13 protein-coding genes and 1 riboswitch are annotated in these 12618 nt (G+C 71.9%); of the genes, 11 read left to right on the top strand and 2 right to left on the bottom strand.

Going from position 1 to position 12618, the window contains the following annotated elements:
• The first annotated feature begins 2 nt into the window (after positions 1-2).
• From A3IC_RS0110105 to A3IC_RS0110095, 3 genes are all read left to right on the top strand, one after another.
• Positions 3-1397 carry an RsmB/NOP family class I SAM-dependent RNA methyltransferase gene (locus tag A3IC_RS0110105; protein ID WP_020549940.1) on the top strand — a complete coding sequence of 465 codons (1395 nt, stop codon included), beginning with the start codon at positions 3-5 and terminating at the stop codon, positions 1395-1397.
• A 179-nt stretch (positions 1398-1576) separates the two neighbouring features.
• Entirely contained in the window at positions 1577-2368 is a 792-nt protein-coding gene (locus A3IC_RS68470; protein ID WP_020549939.1) for a hypothetical protein, read from the top strand.
• A 91-nt stretch (positions 2369-2459) separates the two neighbouring features.
• Positions 2460-3233, top strand: coding sequence for a class I SAM-dependent methyltransferase (locus tag A3IC_RS0110095; protein ID WP_020549938.1), 774 nt, complete (start codon positions 2460-2462; stop codon positions 3231-3233).
• A gap of 152 nt (positions 3234-3385) precedes the next feature.
• Here A3IC_RS0110095 and rpe read toward each other — a convergent pair whose 3' ends face one another.
• Entirely contained in the window at positions 3386-4060 is a 675-nt protein-coding gene (rpe, locus tag A3IC_RS0110090; protein WP_020549937.1) for a ribulose-phosphate 3-epimerase, read from the bottom strand.
• A gap of 187 nt (positions 4061-4247) precedes the next feature.
• Positions 4248-4394, top strand: a riboswitch (FMN riboswitch).
• A 163-nt stretch (positions 4395-4557) separates the two neighbouring features.
• Here rpe and ribD point away from each other — a divergent pair.
• The 8 genes from ribD to A3IC_RS0110050 all read left to right on the top strand — a co-directional run bounded on the left by ribD (position 4558) and on the right by A3IC_RS0110050 (position 10744).
• Positions 4558-5634, top strand: a complete 1077-nt coding sequence (gene ribD, locus A3IC_RS0110085; protein WP_026218080.1) for a bifunctional diaminohydroxyphosphoribosylaminopyrimidine deaminase/5-amino-6-(5-phosphoribosylamino)uracil reductase RibD — start codon at positions 4558-4560, stop codon at positions 5632-5634.
• A gap of 3 nt (positions 5635-5637) precedes the next feature.
• Positions 5638-6264 (top strand): riboflavin synthase, encoded by a 627-nt coding sequence (locus A3IC_RS0110080; RefSeq protein ID WP_020549935.1) that lies wholly within the window; start codon positions 5638-5640, stop codon positions 6262-6264.
• Positions 6261-6923: a nicotinamide mononucleotide transporter gene (locus tag A3IC_RS0110075; RefSeq protein ID WP_020549934.1), complete on the top strand. Its 663-nt coding sequence runs from the start codon at positions 6261-6263 to the stop codon at positions 6921-6923. The genes A3IC_RS0110080 and A3IC_RS0110075 overlap by 4 nt, the downstream gene beginning before the upstream one ends.
• Positions 6920-8278 (top strand): bifunctional 3,4-dihydroxy-2-butanone-4-phosphate synthase/GTP cyclohydrolase II, encoded by a 1359-nt coding sequence (locus A3IC_RS0110070; RefSeq protein ID WP_020549933.1) that lies wholly within the window; start codon positions 6920-6922, stop codon positions 8276-8278. Before A3IC_RS0110075 ends, A3IC_RS0110070 begins: the two co-directional genes overlap by 4 nt.
• Positions 8279-8444: 166 nt before the next feature.
• On the top strand, positions 8445-8936 hold the full coding sequence (gene ribH / locus A3IC_RS0110065) for a 6,7-dimethyl-8-ribityllumazine synthase (RefSeq protein ID WP_026218079.1): 492 nt from the start codon (positions 8445-8447) through the stop codon (positions 8934-8936).
• Positions 8937-8992: 56 nt separating this feature from the next.
• Entirely contained in the window at positions 8993-9256 is a 264-nt protein-coding gene (locus tag A3IC_RS0110060) for a phosphoribosyl-ATP diphosphatase (protein ID WP_391586135.1), read from the top strand.
• 85 nt (positions 9257-9341) lie between these two features.
• Positions 9342-10205, top strand: coding sequence for an ATP phosphoribosyltransferase (gene hisG / locus A3IC_RS0110055; RefSeq protein WP_020549930.1), 864 nt, complete (start codon positions 9342-9344; stop codon positions 10203-10205).
• A gap of 74 nt (positions 10206-10279) precedes the next feature.
• Positions 10280-10744 carry a PH domain-containing protein gene (locus tag A3IC_RS0110050; protein ID WP_020549929.1) on the top strand — a complete coding sequence of 155 codons (465 nt, stop codon included), beginning with the start codon at positions 10280-10282 and terminating at the stop codon, positions 10742-10744.
• 104 nt (positions 10745-10848) lie between these two features.
• Here A3IC_RS0110050 and A3IC_RS0110045 read toward each other — a convergent pair whose 3' ends face one another.
• Positions 10849-12591 carry a pyruvate dehydrogenase gene (locus A3IC_RS0110045; protein ID WP_020549928.1) on the bottom strand — a complete coding sequence of 581 codons (1743 nt, stop codon included), beginning with the start codon at positions 12589-12591 and terminating at the stop codon, positions 10849-10851.
• Positions 12592-12618 lie beyond the last annotated feature (27 nt).

Genomic DNA, 12618 nt, shown 5'->3' with positions numbered 1-12618 from the left:
CCGTGACCAACGCCCCCGCCGCACGCCCCTACCGCCGCCCGCGTCCCGACGCCGCGCGCCTGGCCGCCTACGACGTCCTGCACGCGGTCGGCGAACGCGACGCGTACGCCAACCTGGTGCTGCCCGCGCTGCTGCGCGAACGCCGGATCATCCCGCGCGACGCCGCCTTCGCGACCGAACTCGTGCACGGCACGCTGCGCCGCCAGGGCACCTACGACCGGATCGTCGCGGCCTGCACCGACCGGCCGATCAAGGAAATCGACCCGCCGGTCCTGGACGTGCTCGCGCTCGGCGTGCACCAGTTGCTGAGCATGCGCACGCCCGTGCACGCCGCCGTCTCGGCCACCGTGGAACTGGCCCGCGCGGTGCTCGGCGACGGCCGCGCCAAGTTCGTCAACGCGATCCTGCGCCGCGTCTCCAAGCAGGACCTGGACACCTGGCTTCGGCAGATCGCGCCGCCCTACGACGAGGACCCCGAGGGCCATCTCGCCGTCCTGCACTCGCATCCGCGGTGGATCGTGCAGGCCCTGTGGGACGCCCTGGGCGCGCGCGGCAATCCGCACGACCGCGCCGCGATGGAAGCGCTGCTGGCCGCCGACAACATCGCCCCGGTGATCTCCCTGGTCGCCCGCCCGGGCCGGGTCGAACTCGCCGAACTGTACGAAGCCGGCGCCACCCCCGGCCGTTGGTCGCCGTACGCGGCCACCCTCCCCGAGGGCGACCCGGCCGGGATCAAGGCGATCCGCGACGGCCGGGCCGCGGTCCAGGACGAGGGCAGCCAGCTGGTCGCCGCCGCGCTGGCCAACGCCGAGGTCGAGGGCGCCGAGAGCCGCTGGCTGGACCTGTGCGCCGGCCCCGGCGGCAAGGCCGGCCTGCTCGCCGCGATCGCCACCGGACGCGAGGTGTCGCTGCTCGCGGTCGAGCGCCGGCATCACCGCGCCCGTCTGGTCCGCAACGCGATCGGCCACCTGACCCACCATCAGGTGATCACCGCCGACGGCACCCGACCCGCGTGGCGGCCCGGCAGCTTCGACCGGGTGATCGCCGACGTGCCGTGCAGCGGCCTGGGCGCGCTGCGCCGCCGACCCGAGTCGCGCTGGCGCCGCAAGCCCGAGGACATCCCCGAACTGGGCGAGCTGCAACGCTCGTTGCTGCGCAGCGCGGTGGCCGCTGCCCGGCCCGGCGGAGTGATCGCGTACGTCACGTGCTCGCCGCATCCGGCCGAGACGCGGGTGGTCGTGGACGACATCATGCGCGCGGGCGAGGTCGAGCTGATCGACGCCCGACCGCTGTTCCCGGGTGTGCCGCACCTGGGCACCGGGCCGGACGTGCAGTTGTGGCCGCACCTGCACGGCACCGACGCGATGTACCTCGCGCTGCTTCGTCGTACCGGCTGATCACCCGCACGCGCGACGCGATCACCCGCGCAAATGGGGTGATCAAGGCTGAATCCGTCCCAAGTGGGGCATAACGGCGAAGGTGGTCGTCACTTCGGGCTCGGCCGCACCGGTCGTCCCTCGGGTTTCAGGCAATCCGGGGGCGATCGCCAGTCGCCACCGCAGGAGCCGCCGTACCCATGTCCACGCTCGCCCGCAGCTCCGCGCGCCCCGGCCCGCTCGTCCGCGCGGGGGGAGCGGTGCGCGGCGAGTGGAGGAGGCTCACCGCGGTCCCGGTGCGCGAGCTGCGTGCGCACGGCTTGTCGGCGATTCCGCTCACCGTGTGCACGGTGCTGCCGACCCTCGGCTTCTGGCTTGCCTGGCGCACCACATGGGGCGGCGACCTGGCCCGCGTGCTCGGCGGGGTGAGCGCGGGCATCCCGCTGCCTCTGGCGCTACTGCGCACGCCCGTCTCGCTGTTCGTGCCCGCGCCGGACCTGCCGGTGTGGGGTGCGCTGATCCAGGTGCTGATCCTGTTCGGGCTGGCCGAACTCGACCTGGGTGCTCGCCGCACGTTGCTGATCGCCTACGTGGCCACGCTGTGCGGCACGCTGTCCGCGCGGGTGATGGTCGGACTCGGCCCGGACCACCCACTGGGCATCGACGCCCGGCAGGGCGACATCCTGGACACCGGGCCCTCGGCCGCGGTGGTCGGCCTGGTGGTGTGCATCGCGATGGTGCGCCACGCGCCGATCCTGTTCACCGGCGCCTGGATCCTGATGGTCGCCGAGGTGACGGTCAAGCCGAACCTGGCCGGCCGCGAGCACATCGCGGCGATGGCCGGCGTCACGCTGTGCGCCGGCGTGTACCTGGCCCGGCAGCGCCGGCGCACGCGGCTCCGCCGGCCTGCGCCCACCCGCGATCGATCGCGGGCACCCGCGCCCACCCGCCATCAAGGGCGGCCCCGCGAGACGACCCACAACCAGCCGTGAACCGCCGCGGATCCTTGAGGGCCATCTCGATATCGAGTATCTTGACATCAAGATAGTGCGCGGGAACGCAGCCTCGACCGGGAGGACGGCCATGCCGATCGACTTCCACAGCGACGCCAACCGGCTCACCTATGCCCGGCGCACCGCCGGCGAGGACTGGGCGCGCGCGGTCCGCGACCTGGTCCGCCCGGCCGGTGCGCGCGTGGTGGACGTGGGCTGCGGCGGCGGGGTGTACACGACGGCGTGGTCGGCCCTGGGGGCAGCGAGCGTGGTCGGGGTGGACTTCTCCGCCGCGATCCTGTCCGGCGCCCGGGAGCGGGCGGGCGACCGCCCGGGAGTGTCCTTTCACCAAGGCGACGCATACGCCACCGGCCTGCCGGATGGCGTGGCCGACATCGTCTTCGAGCGAGCCCTGATCCACCACCTCGACGACCTCGCCGGGTGCTTTCGCGAGGCCCGCCGGCTGCTCGCGCCCGGTGGCACGCTGATCGTCCAGGACCGCACCTTGGCCGACGTCACCCGCCCCGGTACGCCGAGCCACCTGCGCGGCTGGTTCTTCGAGCGGTTCCCCGCCCTGCTCGACATCGAAGCGGCCCGACGTCCCACCACCGAGGCTGTGACGGCGGCCCTGCGCGAGGCCGGCTTCGGCGCGATCCGGACCACCGCGCTGACCGAGACGCGCCGGGAGTACGCCGACGCCCGCGAGGTCGCCGCCGACCTCATGGCCCGTACCGGCCGGTCGATCCTGCACGAGCTCACCGATGACGAACTCGCCGAGTTGGCCGCCTACATCCGGGCCAGGCTCCCGGCCGAGGGCCCGATCCACGAAACCGACCACTGGACGATCCGGTCCGCCACGAACTGAGGGCCTCCCGCCCCGGCGAGGACGACGAGAGGCCCACGGCGTTCACTCGTTGTGACGAAGCCCGCCAGGCCCGTCGGTCTCGCCCCGAGCCCGTGAGACCGCAGCCTGCTCACCCAGCGCAACGGGTGGGCGGTCGGGCGAACCGAACCGACCTAGTGAGCGCAGCGCCCCGCGGCCCCGGTCGCCAACGCGCGCAACCTGTCCACCGCCGCGCCGGGATCGCGGCCGTCGAAGACCGCCGACCCGGCCACGAACACGTCCGCGCCGGCCTCCGCGCACATCTCGATGGTCTTCGCGGAGACCCCGCCGTCCACCTGGAGCCACATCTGCAGGCCGTGCTTGGCGATCAACTGCCGGGTCCGGCGGATCTTCGGCAGCATGATGTCCAGGAAGCTCTGGCCGCCGAAGCCCGGCTCGACGGTCATCACCAAGAGCATGTCCAGCTCCGGCAGCAGATCCTCGTACGGCTCGATCGGAGTGGCCGGCCGCAGCGCCATCGACGCCCGCGCGCCCTTGGCCCGCAGGTCCCGGGCGAGCTTGACCGGGGCGGTCGCGGCCTCGACGTGGAAGGTCACGCTGCCCGCGCCGGCCTCGGCGTAGGCGGGCGCCCAGCGGTCCGGGTCCTCGATCATCAGGTGCATGTCGATGGGCGTTTCGGTGGCCTTGATCAGGCTCTCGACCACGGGCAGGCCGATGGTCAGGTTCGGGACGAAGTGGTTGTCCATGACATCCACGTGGAGCCAGTCGGCGTTGCGCACCTGCGCGACCTCGTCGGCGAGGCGGGCGAAGTCGGCGGACAGGATGCTCGGATTGATCTGCACGGTCATGCGCACAGAATCTCATCGACGGGGCAGTCCCTCGGCACCGCCTCGACCGTCGAGCTGACGATACGTCAGATCATCCTTGCCCAGGTCGCGTTCGGGTATACGAACGCACCGTGACGGACGGCACAGGTTGGCCAAGGTCAACGTTGTCGGCCGTCGTGGCACACTTCGAGGTGTACGAAAGTCACGTACGCGCGCTCCGGGGTCGGTGAAAATCCGAACCGGCGGTTACAGTCCGCGACCCGGTCGATGCCCCACGGCACGTGGAGCAACGGCCGGCTGAACCGGTGGAATTCCGGTACCGACGGTCAAAGTCCGGATGGGAGGTAGCGCGCGGCGAGCGACTGCGGCATGTTCGCGTACCCACGGTGCGCCGGCATCCCCGCCCGTCGATTCGTCGTGCCGTCCTGCCCGAAAAGCACCCCGGTGCCCCGCGTCGCAACGCGAGGAGGCACGAGGTGCAGGGCAACACCGTCCCGCCGGTCGACGAGACCACCGCGATGCGCCGCGCCATCTCGCTGGCGAGCCGTGCCCTCGGCCACACCAGCCCCAATCCCGTGGTCGGCTGCGTCGTGCTCGGCCCGGACGACACCGTGGTCGGCGAGGGCTTCCACACCCGCGCCGGCGCCCCGCACGCCGAGGTCGAGGCACTGCGCGCGGCGGGGTCCGCGGCCCGCGGCGGCACCGCCTTCGTCACCCTCGAACCCTGCTCGCACACCGGCCGCACCGGCCCGTGCACCCAGGCCCTGATCGACGCCGGCATCCGCCGGGTGCGCTACGCCGTCGCCGACCCGAACCCGGCCGCTGCCGGCGGCGGCGCGGTCCTGCGCGCGGCGGGCGTCGAGGCCGAGGGCGGCCTGCTCGCCGCCGAGGCCGAGGCGGGCAACCGGGCCTGGCTGACCGCGACCCGGCTGGGCCGCCCGCACGTGACCTGGAAGTACGCGGCCACCCTGGACGGCCGCAGCGCCGCCGCCGACGGCAGCAGCCGCTGGATCACCTGTGCCGCCTCGCGCGCCGACGTCCACACCCTGCGGGCGAGCGTGGACGCGGTGTTGGCCGGCTCCGGCACGCTCCTCGCCGACGACCCGCACCTGGCCGTGCGCGACGTGCCCGGCGCTCGGCAGCCGCTGCGGGTGATCGTGGACACGCACGCCCGCACCCCGGCGAACGCCCGGGTCCTGGACGACGCGGCGCCCACCCTGATCGCGGTCGGCCCCGACGCGGACGCCACACACCTTTCCGCGGCCGCCGTGCTGCGCGTACCCCGCGCCGACGCCGGCCTGGACCTGCCCGCGCTGCTGAAGGAGTTGTACGCGCGCGACGTGCGCGCCGTACTGCTCGAAGGCGGCCCCACGCTGGCCGGCGCGTTCGCCGCGGCCGGCCTGATCGACACCGTCGTGGGCTACCTCGCCCCGGCCCTGCTCGGCGCCGGACCCACCGCCCTGGGCCCGGCCGGAATCGGCACCATCGCCGACGTGTTGCGACTGGACGTCGACGACGTCGCCCGCCTCGGCACCGACATTCGCATCACCGCCCGCCCCCGGCCGGAAACCGCCGGCCGAACGAAGGAGTCCTGACGCATGTTCACCGGAATCGTTGAGGAACTCGGCGAGATCGTGGCCATCGAGCGGCTGACCGACTCGGCGCGGATCACCATCCGCGGCCCGGTCGTCACCACCGGTGCCCGGCACGGCGACTCGATCGCCGTCAACGGGGTGTGTCTGACCGTCGTGGACGACAAGGTCGACCCGGTCGAGGCGACCTTCACCGCGGACGTGATGCAGGAGACCCTGGACAAGTCGAGCCTTGGCGCGCTCACCACGGGCGCACGGGTCAACCTGGAGCGCCCGATGGTGCTCGGCGGGCGACTGGGCGGCCACCTCGTCCAGGGTCATGTCGACGGCACCGGTGAAATCCTCGCCCGCACGCCCGGCGAGGAGTGGGAAGTCGTGGAGATCGCGCTGCCCGCGCACCTGGCCCGCTACGTGGTGGACAAGGGCTCGATCACCGTGGACGGCATCAGCCTCACCGTCGTGCGGGCACACGACGCGAGCTTCACCGTCAGCCTGATTCCGACCACGCTCGCGCTGACCACGCTGGGCGTCAAGACGGTCGGCGACCCGGTCAACCTCGAAGTCGACATCATCGCCAAGTACGTCGAACGACTGGGCACACACGGGCTCGGTACACAGGTGAGGGCATCGTGATCGGCTGGCTCAACGACGCCGCGTTCACCGTCGCCGACAAACCGGTGCCGTGGTCGGACCTGCTCGGCCAGATCGCGTCGCTGGCCACCGTGTGGCTCGCGCTGCGCCGCAACCTCTGGGCGTGGCCCGTGCAGATCCTCGGCGCGGCGCTGTTGATCGCTGCCAACACCTCGGTGCACCTGGGCGGCAGCGCGATGCGCAACGTCGTCATCATCATCGCGGCCGGCTACGGCTGGTGGCGCTGGGCCCGCGGTCGGCGCGACGCCGGCGAGGTGCAGATCCGCTTCGGGACCGCCCACGAGCGGATCGCGCTGGTCGCGCTGATGGCGGCCGGCACCGTCGGCTTCGCGCTGCTGCTCGAACACACCGGCATTTCGTGGGCGCCGTGGCCGGACGCGTACATCTTCGTCGGCTCGGTCGTGGCGATGCTCGCCCAGGCCCGCGGCCTGTTCGAGTTCTGGCTCGTGTGGATCGCCGTGGACATGGTGGGCGTGCCGCTCGCCGTGCAGCACGGCCTGGTGTTCAGCGGACTGGTCTACGGCGTCTTCTTCGTGATGTGCGTCGCCGGACTCGTCGACTGGTGGAACCGCTCCCGGCGGTACCGGGACAACGGGGCTGCCCGTGGGGCAGATCGGCACCTGGAAGGGGCAACGGCGTGAAGACCAGCAGCGAAACCACGGACATCGAGGTGCCGGCACAAAAGGCGGCACCGGAGGAATCACTGGTGCTCGACACGATCGAGGACGCGATCAAGGCGATGGCCGCCGGCGAGGCGATCGTGGTCGTCGACGACGAGGACCGCGAGAACGAGGGCGACCTGATCTTCGCCGGCGAGTTGGCCACGCAGGCGCTGATGGCGTTCATGATCCGCTACTCCTCGGGCGTGGTCTGCGTGCCGATGCGCGGCGCCGACCTGGACCGGCTCAAGCTGCCGCCGATGACCGCCGTCAACGAGGACCGCAAGGGCACCGCCTACTCGGTCTCGGTGGACGCCAAGGACGGCGTGGACACCGGCATCTCGGCGGCCGACCGCACCCACACCGTGCGCCTGCTGGCCGACCCGAACACGGTCCCCACCGAGTTGACCCGACCCGGCCACATCTTCCCGCTGCGCGCGGTCGAGGGCGGCGTACTGGTGCGCCCCGGGCACACCGAGGCGGCCGTGGACCTGGCCGAACTCGCCGGACTCGCGCCGGTCGGGGTGATCTGCGAGGTCGTCAACGACGACGGCACGATGGCCCGACTGCCGCAGCTGGTCCCCTTCGCCCGCGAGCACGGCCTCAAGATCGTCACCATCGCCGACCTGATCGCCTACCGCCGACGCACCGAGCGCACCATCGAGCGTGCCGCCGAGACCCGGCTGCCCACCGAGCACGGCACCTTCCGAGCGATCGGCTACCGCAGCACCGCCGACGGCGTCGAGCACATCGCGCTGGTGGCCGGCGACATCGGCGACGGCGAGGACGTGCTCGTGCGGGTGCACTCCGAGTGCCTGACCGGCGACGTGTTCGGCTCGCTGCGCTGCGACTGCGGCCCGCAGTTGGAAGCCGCGCTGGAGCGGGTCACCACCGAGGGCCGCGGCGTGGTGCTGTACATGCGCGGCCACGAGGGCCGGGGCATCGGACTGATCCACAAGCTCCAGGCATACCAGCTCCAGGACGCCGGCCACGACACCGTGGACGCCAACCTGGAACTGGGCCTGCCCGCCGACGCCCGCGACTACGGCACCGGCGCGCAGATCCTGGTCGACCTGGGCGTGCGCTCGATGCGGCTGCTCACCAACAACCCGGCCAAGCGCGCCGGTCTGGAGGGCTATGGCCTGCAGATCACCGGCCGGGTCGCCCTGCCGGTGCACGCGACCGCGGACAACCTGCGCTACCTGCTGACCAAGCGTGACCGGATGGGGCACGACCTGCCCTGGCTGGACCCCACCGACGAGGCCGTGACCGCGCCCTCGGTCGGCGAGGTCGCCGAGGTCGTCGACGCGAAGGGCCACGCGGTCAGCACCGCCTGATCGACCCCGGCCTCACCCGTACCGGTGACATGCGCGCGGCACCGTCCCCGCCGCGCCGATAGGTTCGATCCGCTCGAACCCGCTGCACCGCAGCAGAGCTCGATTCGCCGTACCCCACCACCGCATCCAGGCTTCCAGCCGTTCCAGCCGAAGGACACCGACAGACATGAGTGGCGCAGGAGCCCCGAAACTGACCGTCGAGGGCTGCCGTGACCTGCGCGTGGGCGTGGTCGCCGCGCAGTGGCACACCACCGTGATGGACGGACTCGTGGACGGGGCCCTCAAGGCCCTGAGCGAGCTGGGCATCACCGAACCCACGCTGATCCGCGCCCCCGGCGCGTTCGAACTGCCCGTGCTGGCCAAGGCACTGGCCGGGCGCGGCTACGACGCGGTGATCGCGCTCGGCGTGGTGATCCGCGGCGGGACCCCGCACTTCGAGTACGTGTGCTCGGCCGCCACCGACGGCCTGACCCGGGTCGCCCTGGACACCGGCGTGCCCGTCGGCTTCGGGGTGCTCACCTGCGACACCGAGGAGCAGGCCCTGGACCGGGCCGGCCTGTCCGGCTCGCGCGAGGACAAGGGCCGCGAAGCGGTGGAGGCGGCCGTCGCGACCGCGATGGCGTTGCGTACGCTCTCCGAACCGCGGCGTTCGGTCTGATCGACGCACCGACAGGTCGCATGCGCCACGCCACCCACAACCACGCGATGGGCACCATGAAGACGTTTGAACAGCTTTTCGACGAGCTGCAGGCCAAGGCGGCCTCGGGCCAGGAGGGCTCGCGCACGGTCGAACTCGTCACCGCCGGCGTGCACACGATCGGCAAGAAGGTCGTCGAGGAGGCCGCCGAAGTGTGGATGGCCGCCGAGCACGAGGGCGCCGACCGCACCGCCGAGGAGATCTCCCAGCTCCTCTACCACCTCCAGGTGATGATGGTCGCTCGCGGCATCTCGCTGAAGGACGTATACGCTCACCTGTGACGTCTGCTGTCCCCGGCCCGTCGGCCGGGCCGGGGACGCCGCCGTACCCGCAACCTCGTTCGGCACTTCCCGAAGGGTCATTTCCATGCTGCGCATCGCCGTCCCCAACAAGGGTTCCCTCTCCGAGCCTGCGTCGGCGATGCTCCATGAGGCCGGCTACCGCCAGCGCAAGCACTCCAAGGAACTGGTCCTCACCGACCCCGACAACAACGTCGAGTTCTTCTTCCTGCGCCCGCGCGACATCGCCATCTACGTCGGCTCCGGCCGGCTCGACGCCGGCATCACCGGGCGCGACCTGTTGATGGACTCCGGCGCCGAGGCCGAGGAGATCCTGCAACTGGGTCTGGCTCCGGCCACCTTCCGCTACGCCGCGCCCGCCGCGTTGGCGCGCGAGCTGGCCGGGCAGGGCAAGAAGGGCCTGGCCGGACTGCGGGTGGCGTCCTCCTACATCGGCATCGTCGAGCGCGACTTCGCCGACAACGGCATCGAGGCCGCCGCGCTGGTCAAGCTGGACGGCGCGGTGGAGACCGCGATCCAGCTGGGCGTCGCGGACGTGATCGCCGACGTCGTGGAGACCGGCACCACGCTCGCCCAGGCGGGCCTGGAGGTGTTCGGCGAGCCGATCCTGCGCTCGGAGGCGGTGTTGATCCGGCGCGCCGGCGCGGAGACCTCGCCCGCGCTGGAACAACTGGTCCGCCGGCTCCAGGGCGTCCTGGTCGCGCGCAGCTACGTGATGATGGACTACGACATCCGGGTCGAGCGGGTGGAGGCGGCGGTCACGCTGACCCCGGGCCTGGAGTCGCCCACGGTCAGCCCGCTGCACAACGAGGGCTGGGTCGCGGTGCGCGCGATGGTCCCGCACAAGAACGCCCAGCAGATCATGGACGACCTGTGGGAGATCGGCGCCCGCGCGATCCTGGTCACCGGCATCCACGCCTGCCGACTCTGACACCCGGTCGGTCCGCCGGCGCCGCGTGGGTCGGCGGGCCGATCACCCTCTTCCCCCCGGAGAACCGTTCCGCCATGAGCGCCCCCACCCCTGTCGCCGACCTCCCGCGCACCTGGTACGCCAAGCGCAGTCGGCTCATCACCGCCGTGCTCGGCGCGATCATCCTGGTCGGGCTCTGCGTGCTGGCGGTGATGCTTCCGGAGAAGGGCGGCTGGGGGTTCGGCTCGCGGCTCGGCGTCGCGGGCACCGGCGTGCTCGGTCTGGCCGCGATGATCATGCTCGGCCGACCGAAGGTGGTCGCGGCGGCGAACGGGGTGACCGTGGTCAACCTGCTGCGCACCACCCATCTGGAGTGGCCCCAGATCGTCCGGGTCTACCTGCGTCAGGGCGACCCGTGGGCCTACATCGACATGTCCAACGGGGACACCCTGCCGGTGATGGGCATCCAGACCTCCAACGGCAGGGACGAGGCGATCACCGCCGCGCGGGAGCTTCGGGCGTTGGCGGAGAAGTACGGCGCCGCTCCCGACGCGCGTTAGGTCCACGACCTGCGCCCGGCTTGGCCTCGAACGCCTGCCGGGCCGGCATCGACCGGCCTGGTGACGGCGTGTTCGGCCGGTGGGACGGCTCGGCCGGCGCCGACCTACGGCCTCGGTACGTTGCGCAGGTTCGACCGGGCCATCTGGACCATCCGGCCCACGCCGCCGCTGAGCACCGTGCGGCCCGCGCTCAGGGCGAAGCCCTGGATCTGCTCGGCGGTGATCTTCGGCGGGATGGACAGCGCGTTGGGGTCGGTGACGATGTCGACCAGCGCCGGGCCCTTGTGCGCGAACGCGTCCCGCAGCGCGTCGCGGACCTGCTTCGGCTTCTCCACCCGCACCCCGAACGCACCCGCCGCCCGCGCGATCGCGGCGAAGTCCGGGTTCTTGTTGGTCGTCCCGAACGGCTTGAGCCCCGCGACCATCATCTCCAACTCGACCATGCCCAGCGACGAATTGTTGAACAGCACGATCTTCACCGGCAACTCGGACTGCACCAGGGTCAGCAGATCACCCATCAGCATCGAGAAACCGCCGTCGCCGGACATCGACACGACCTGCCGGTCCAGATCCAGGAACTGCGCGCCGATCGCCTGCGGCAGCGCGTTGGCCATCGAGCCGTGCGAGAACGAACCGATCACCCGGCGCCGCCCGTTCGGGGTCAGGTAGCGCGCCGCCCACACGTTGCACATGCCGGTGTCGACGGTGAAGATCGCGTCGTCGGCGGCCTCCTCGTCCAGGATCGAGGCGACGTATTCCGGGTGGATGGGCACATGCTTCTCCACCTTGCGGGTGTACGCCCTCACCACCCCTTCGAGTGCGTCCGCGTGCTTGCGGAGCATGCGGTCCAGGAACCGGCGGTCGGTCTTGGCCCGCACCATCGGGGTCAGCGCACGCAGCGTCTCGCGCACGTCGCCCCACACCGCCAGGTCGAGTGTGGTCCGCCGGCCCAGGTGCGCCGGTCGCACGTCCACCTGCACGGTGGCCACGTCCCGCGGCAGGAACGCGTTGTACGGGAAGTCGGTGCCCAGCAGGATGAGCAGGTCCGCCTCGTGCATCGCCTCGTACGCGGCGCCGTAGCCCAGCAGACCGGACATGCCCACGTCGAACGGGTTCTCGTACTGGATGTGCTCCTTGCCGCGCAGCGCGTGTCCCACCGGCGCGTTGATCCGGTCGGCGAACGCCATCACCTCCTCGTGCGCGCCCGCCGTGCCCGCGCCGCAGAACAGGGTGATCCGCTCGGCCTCGTCGATCATCCGGGTCAACGTGGCCAGGTCCGTGTCGCCGGGACGCACCGCCGGCAGCGAAGTGGGCAGCGCGATCTGGTGGGCCTGCTCCGGCGCGGGACGGTCCGCCACATCACCCGGGAGGGTGACCACCGAGACCCCGCCCAGCCCCACCGCGTGCTGGATCGCGGTCTGGAGCACCCGGGGCATCTGCTCGGGTGTGCCGATCATCTCGCTGTAGTGGCTGCACTCGACGAACAGGCGCTCGGGGTGCGTCTCCTGGAAGAACGCGGTGCCGATCTCGCCGCTGGGGATGTGCGACGCGAGCGCCAGCACCGGTGCGTGCGAGCGATGCGCGTCGAACAGGCCGTTGATCAGATGCAGGTTGCCCGGGCCGCAACTGCCCGCACAGGCGGCCAGTCGACCGGTCAGCTGCGCCTCCGCGCCCGCGGCGAACGCGGCCACCTCCTCGTGCCGCACATGCACCCAATCGATCGCGGCATTGCGCCGTACGGCGTCCACGATCGGGTTGAGACTGTCGCCCACCACTCCGTACAACCGGCGCACCCCGGCCTGGGCGAGGATGTCCACGAACTGCTCGGCGACGCTCTGCTTGGCCACGGGAGACCCTTCCGTCCTGCTCGACCG

It is taken from the genome of Embleya scabrispora DSM 41855 (assembly GCF_000372745.1).
In the GTDB taxonomy this organism is placed as follows: Bacteria; Actinomycetota; Actinomycetes; order Streptomycetales; family Streptomycetaceae; genus Embleya; species Embleya scabrispora.
Note: the sequence above shows the minus strand (reverse complement) of the source record. Positions and strands in the feature narration are given on the sequence as shown.

Bases quoted from the DNA above. Each gene is read 5' to 3' on its own strand.
- A3IC_RS68470 (WP_020549939.1), top strand. From the start codon at position 1,577: ATGTCCACGCTCGCCCGCAGCTCCGCGCGCCCCGGCCCGCTCGTCCGC.
- A3IC_RS0110095 (WP_020549938.1), top strand. From the start codon at position 2,460: ATGCCGATCGACTTCCACAGCGACGCCAACCGGCTCACCTATGCCCGG.
- rpe (WP_020549937.1), bottom strand. From the start codon at position 4,060: ATGACCGTGCAGATCAATCCGAGCATCCTGTCCGCCGACTTCGCCCGC.
- ribD (WP_026218080.1), top strand. From the start codon at position 4,558: ATGCGCCGCGCCATCTCGCTGGCGAGCCGTGCCCTCGGCCACACCAGC.
- A3IC_RS0110080 (WP_020549935.1), top strand. From the start codon at position 5,638: ATGTTCACCGGAATCGTTGAGGAACTCGGCGAGATCGTGGCCATCGAG.
- ribH (WP_026218079.1), top strand. From the start codon at position 8,445: ATGAGTGGCGCAGGAGCCCCGAAACTGACCGTCGAGGGCTGCCGTGAC.
- A3IC_RS0110060 (WP_391586135.1), top strand. From the start codon at position 8,993: ATGAAGACGTTTGAACAGCTTTTCGACGAGCTGCAGGCCAAGGCGGCC.
- hisG (WP_020549930.1), top strand. From the start codon at position 9,342: ATGCTGCGCATCGCCGTCCCCAACAAGGGTTCCCTCTCCGAGCCTGCG.
- A3IC_RS0110050 (WP_020549929.1), top strand. From the start codon at position 10,280: ATGAGCGCCCCCACCCCTGTCGCCGACCTCCCGCGCACCTGGTACGCC.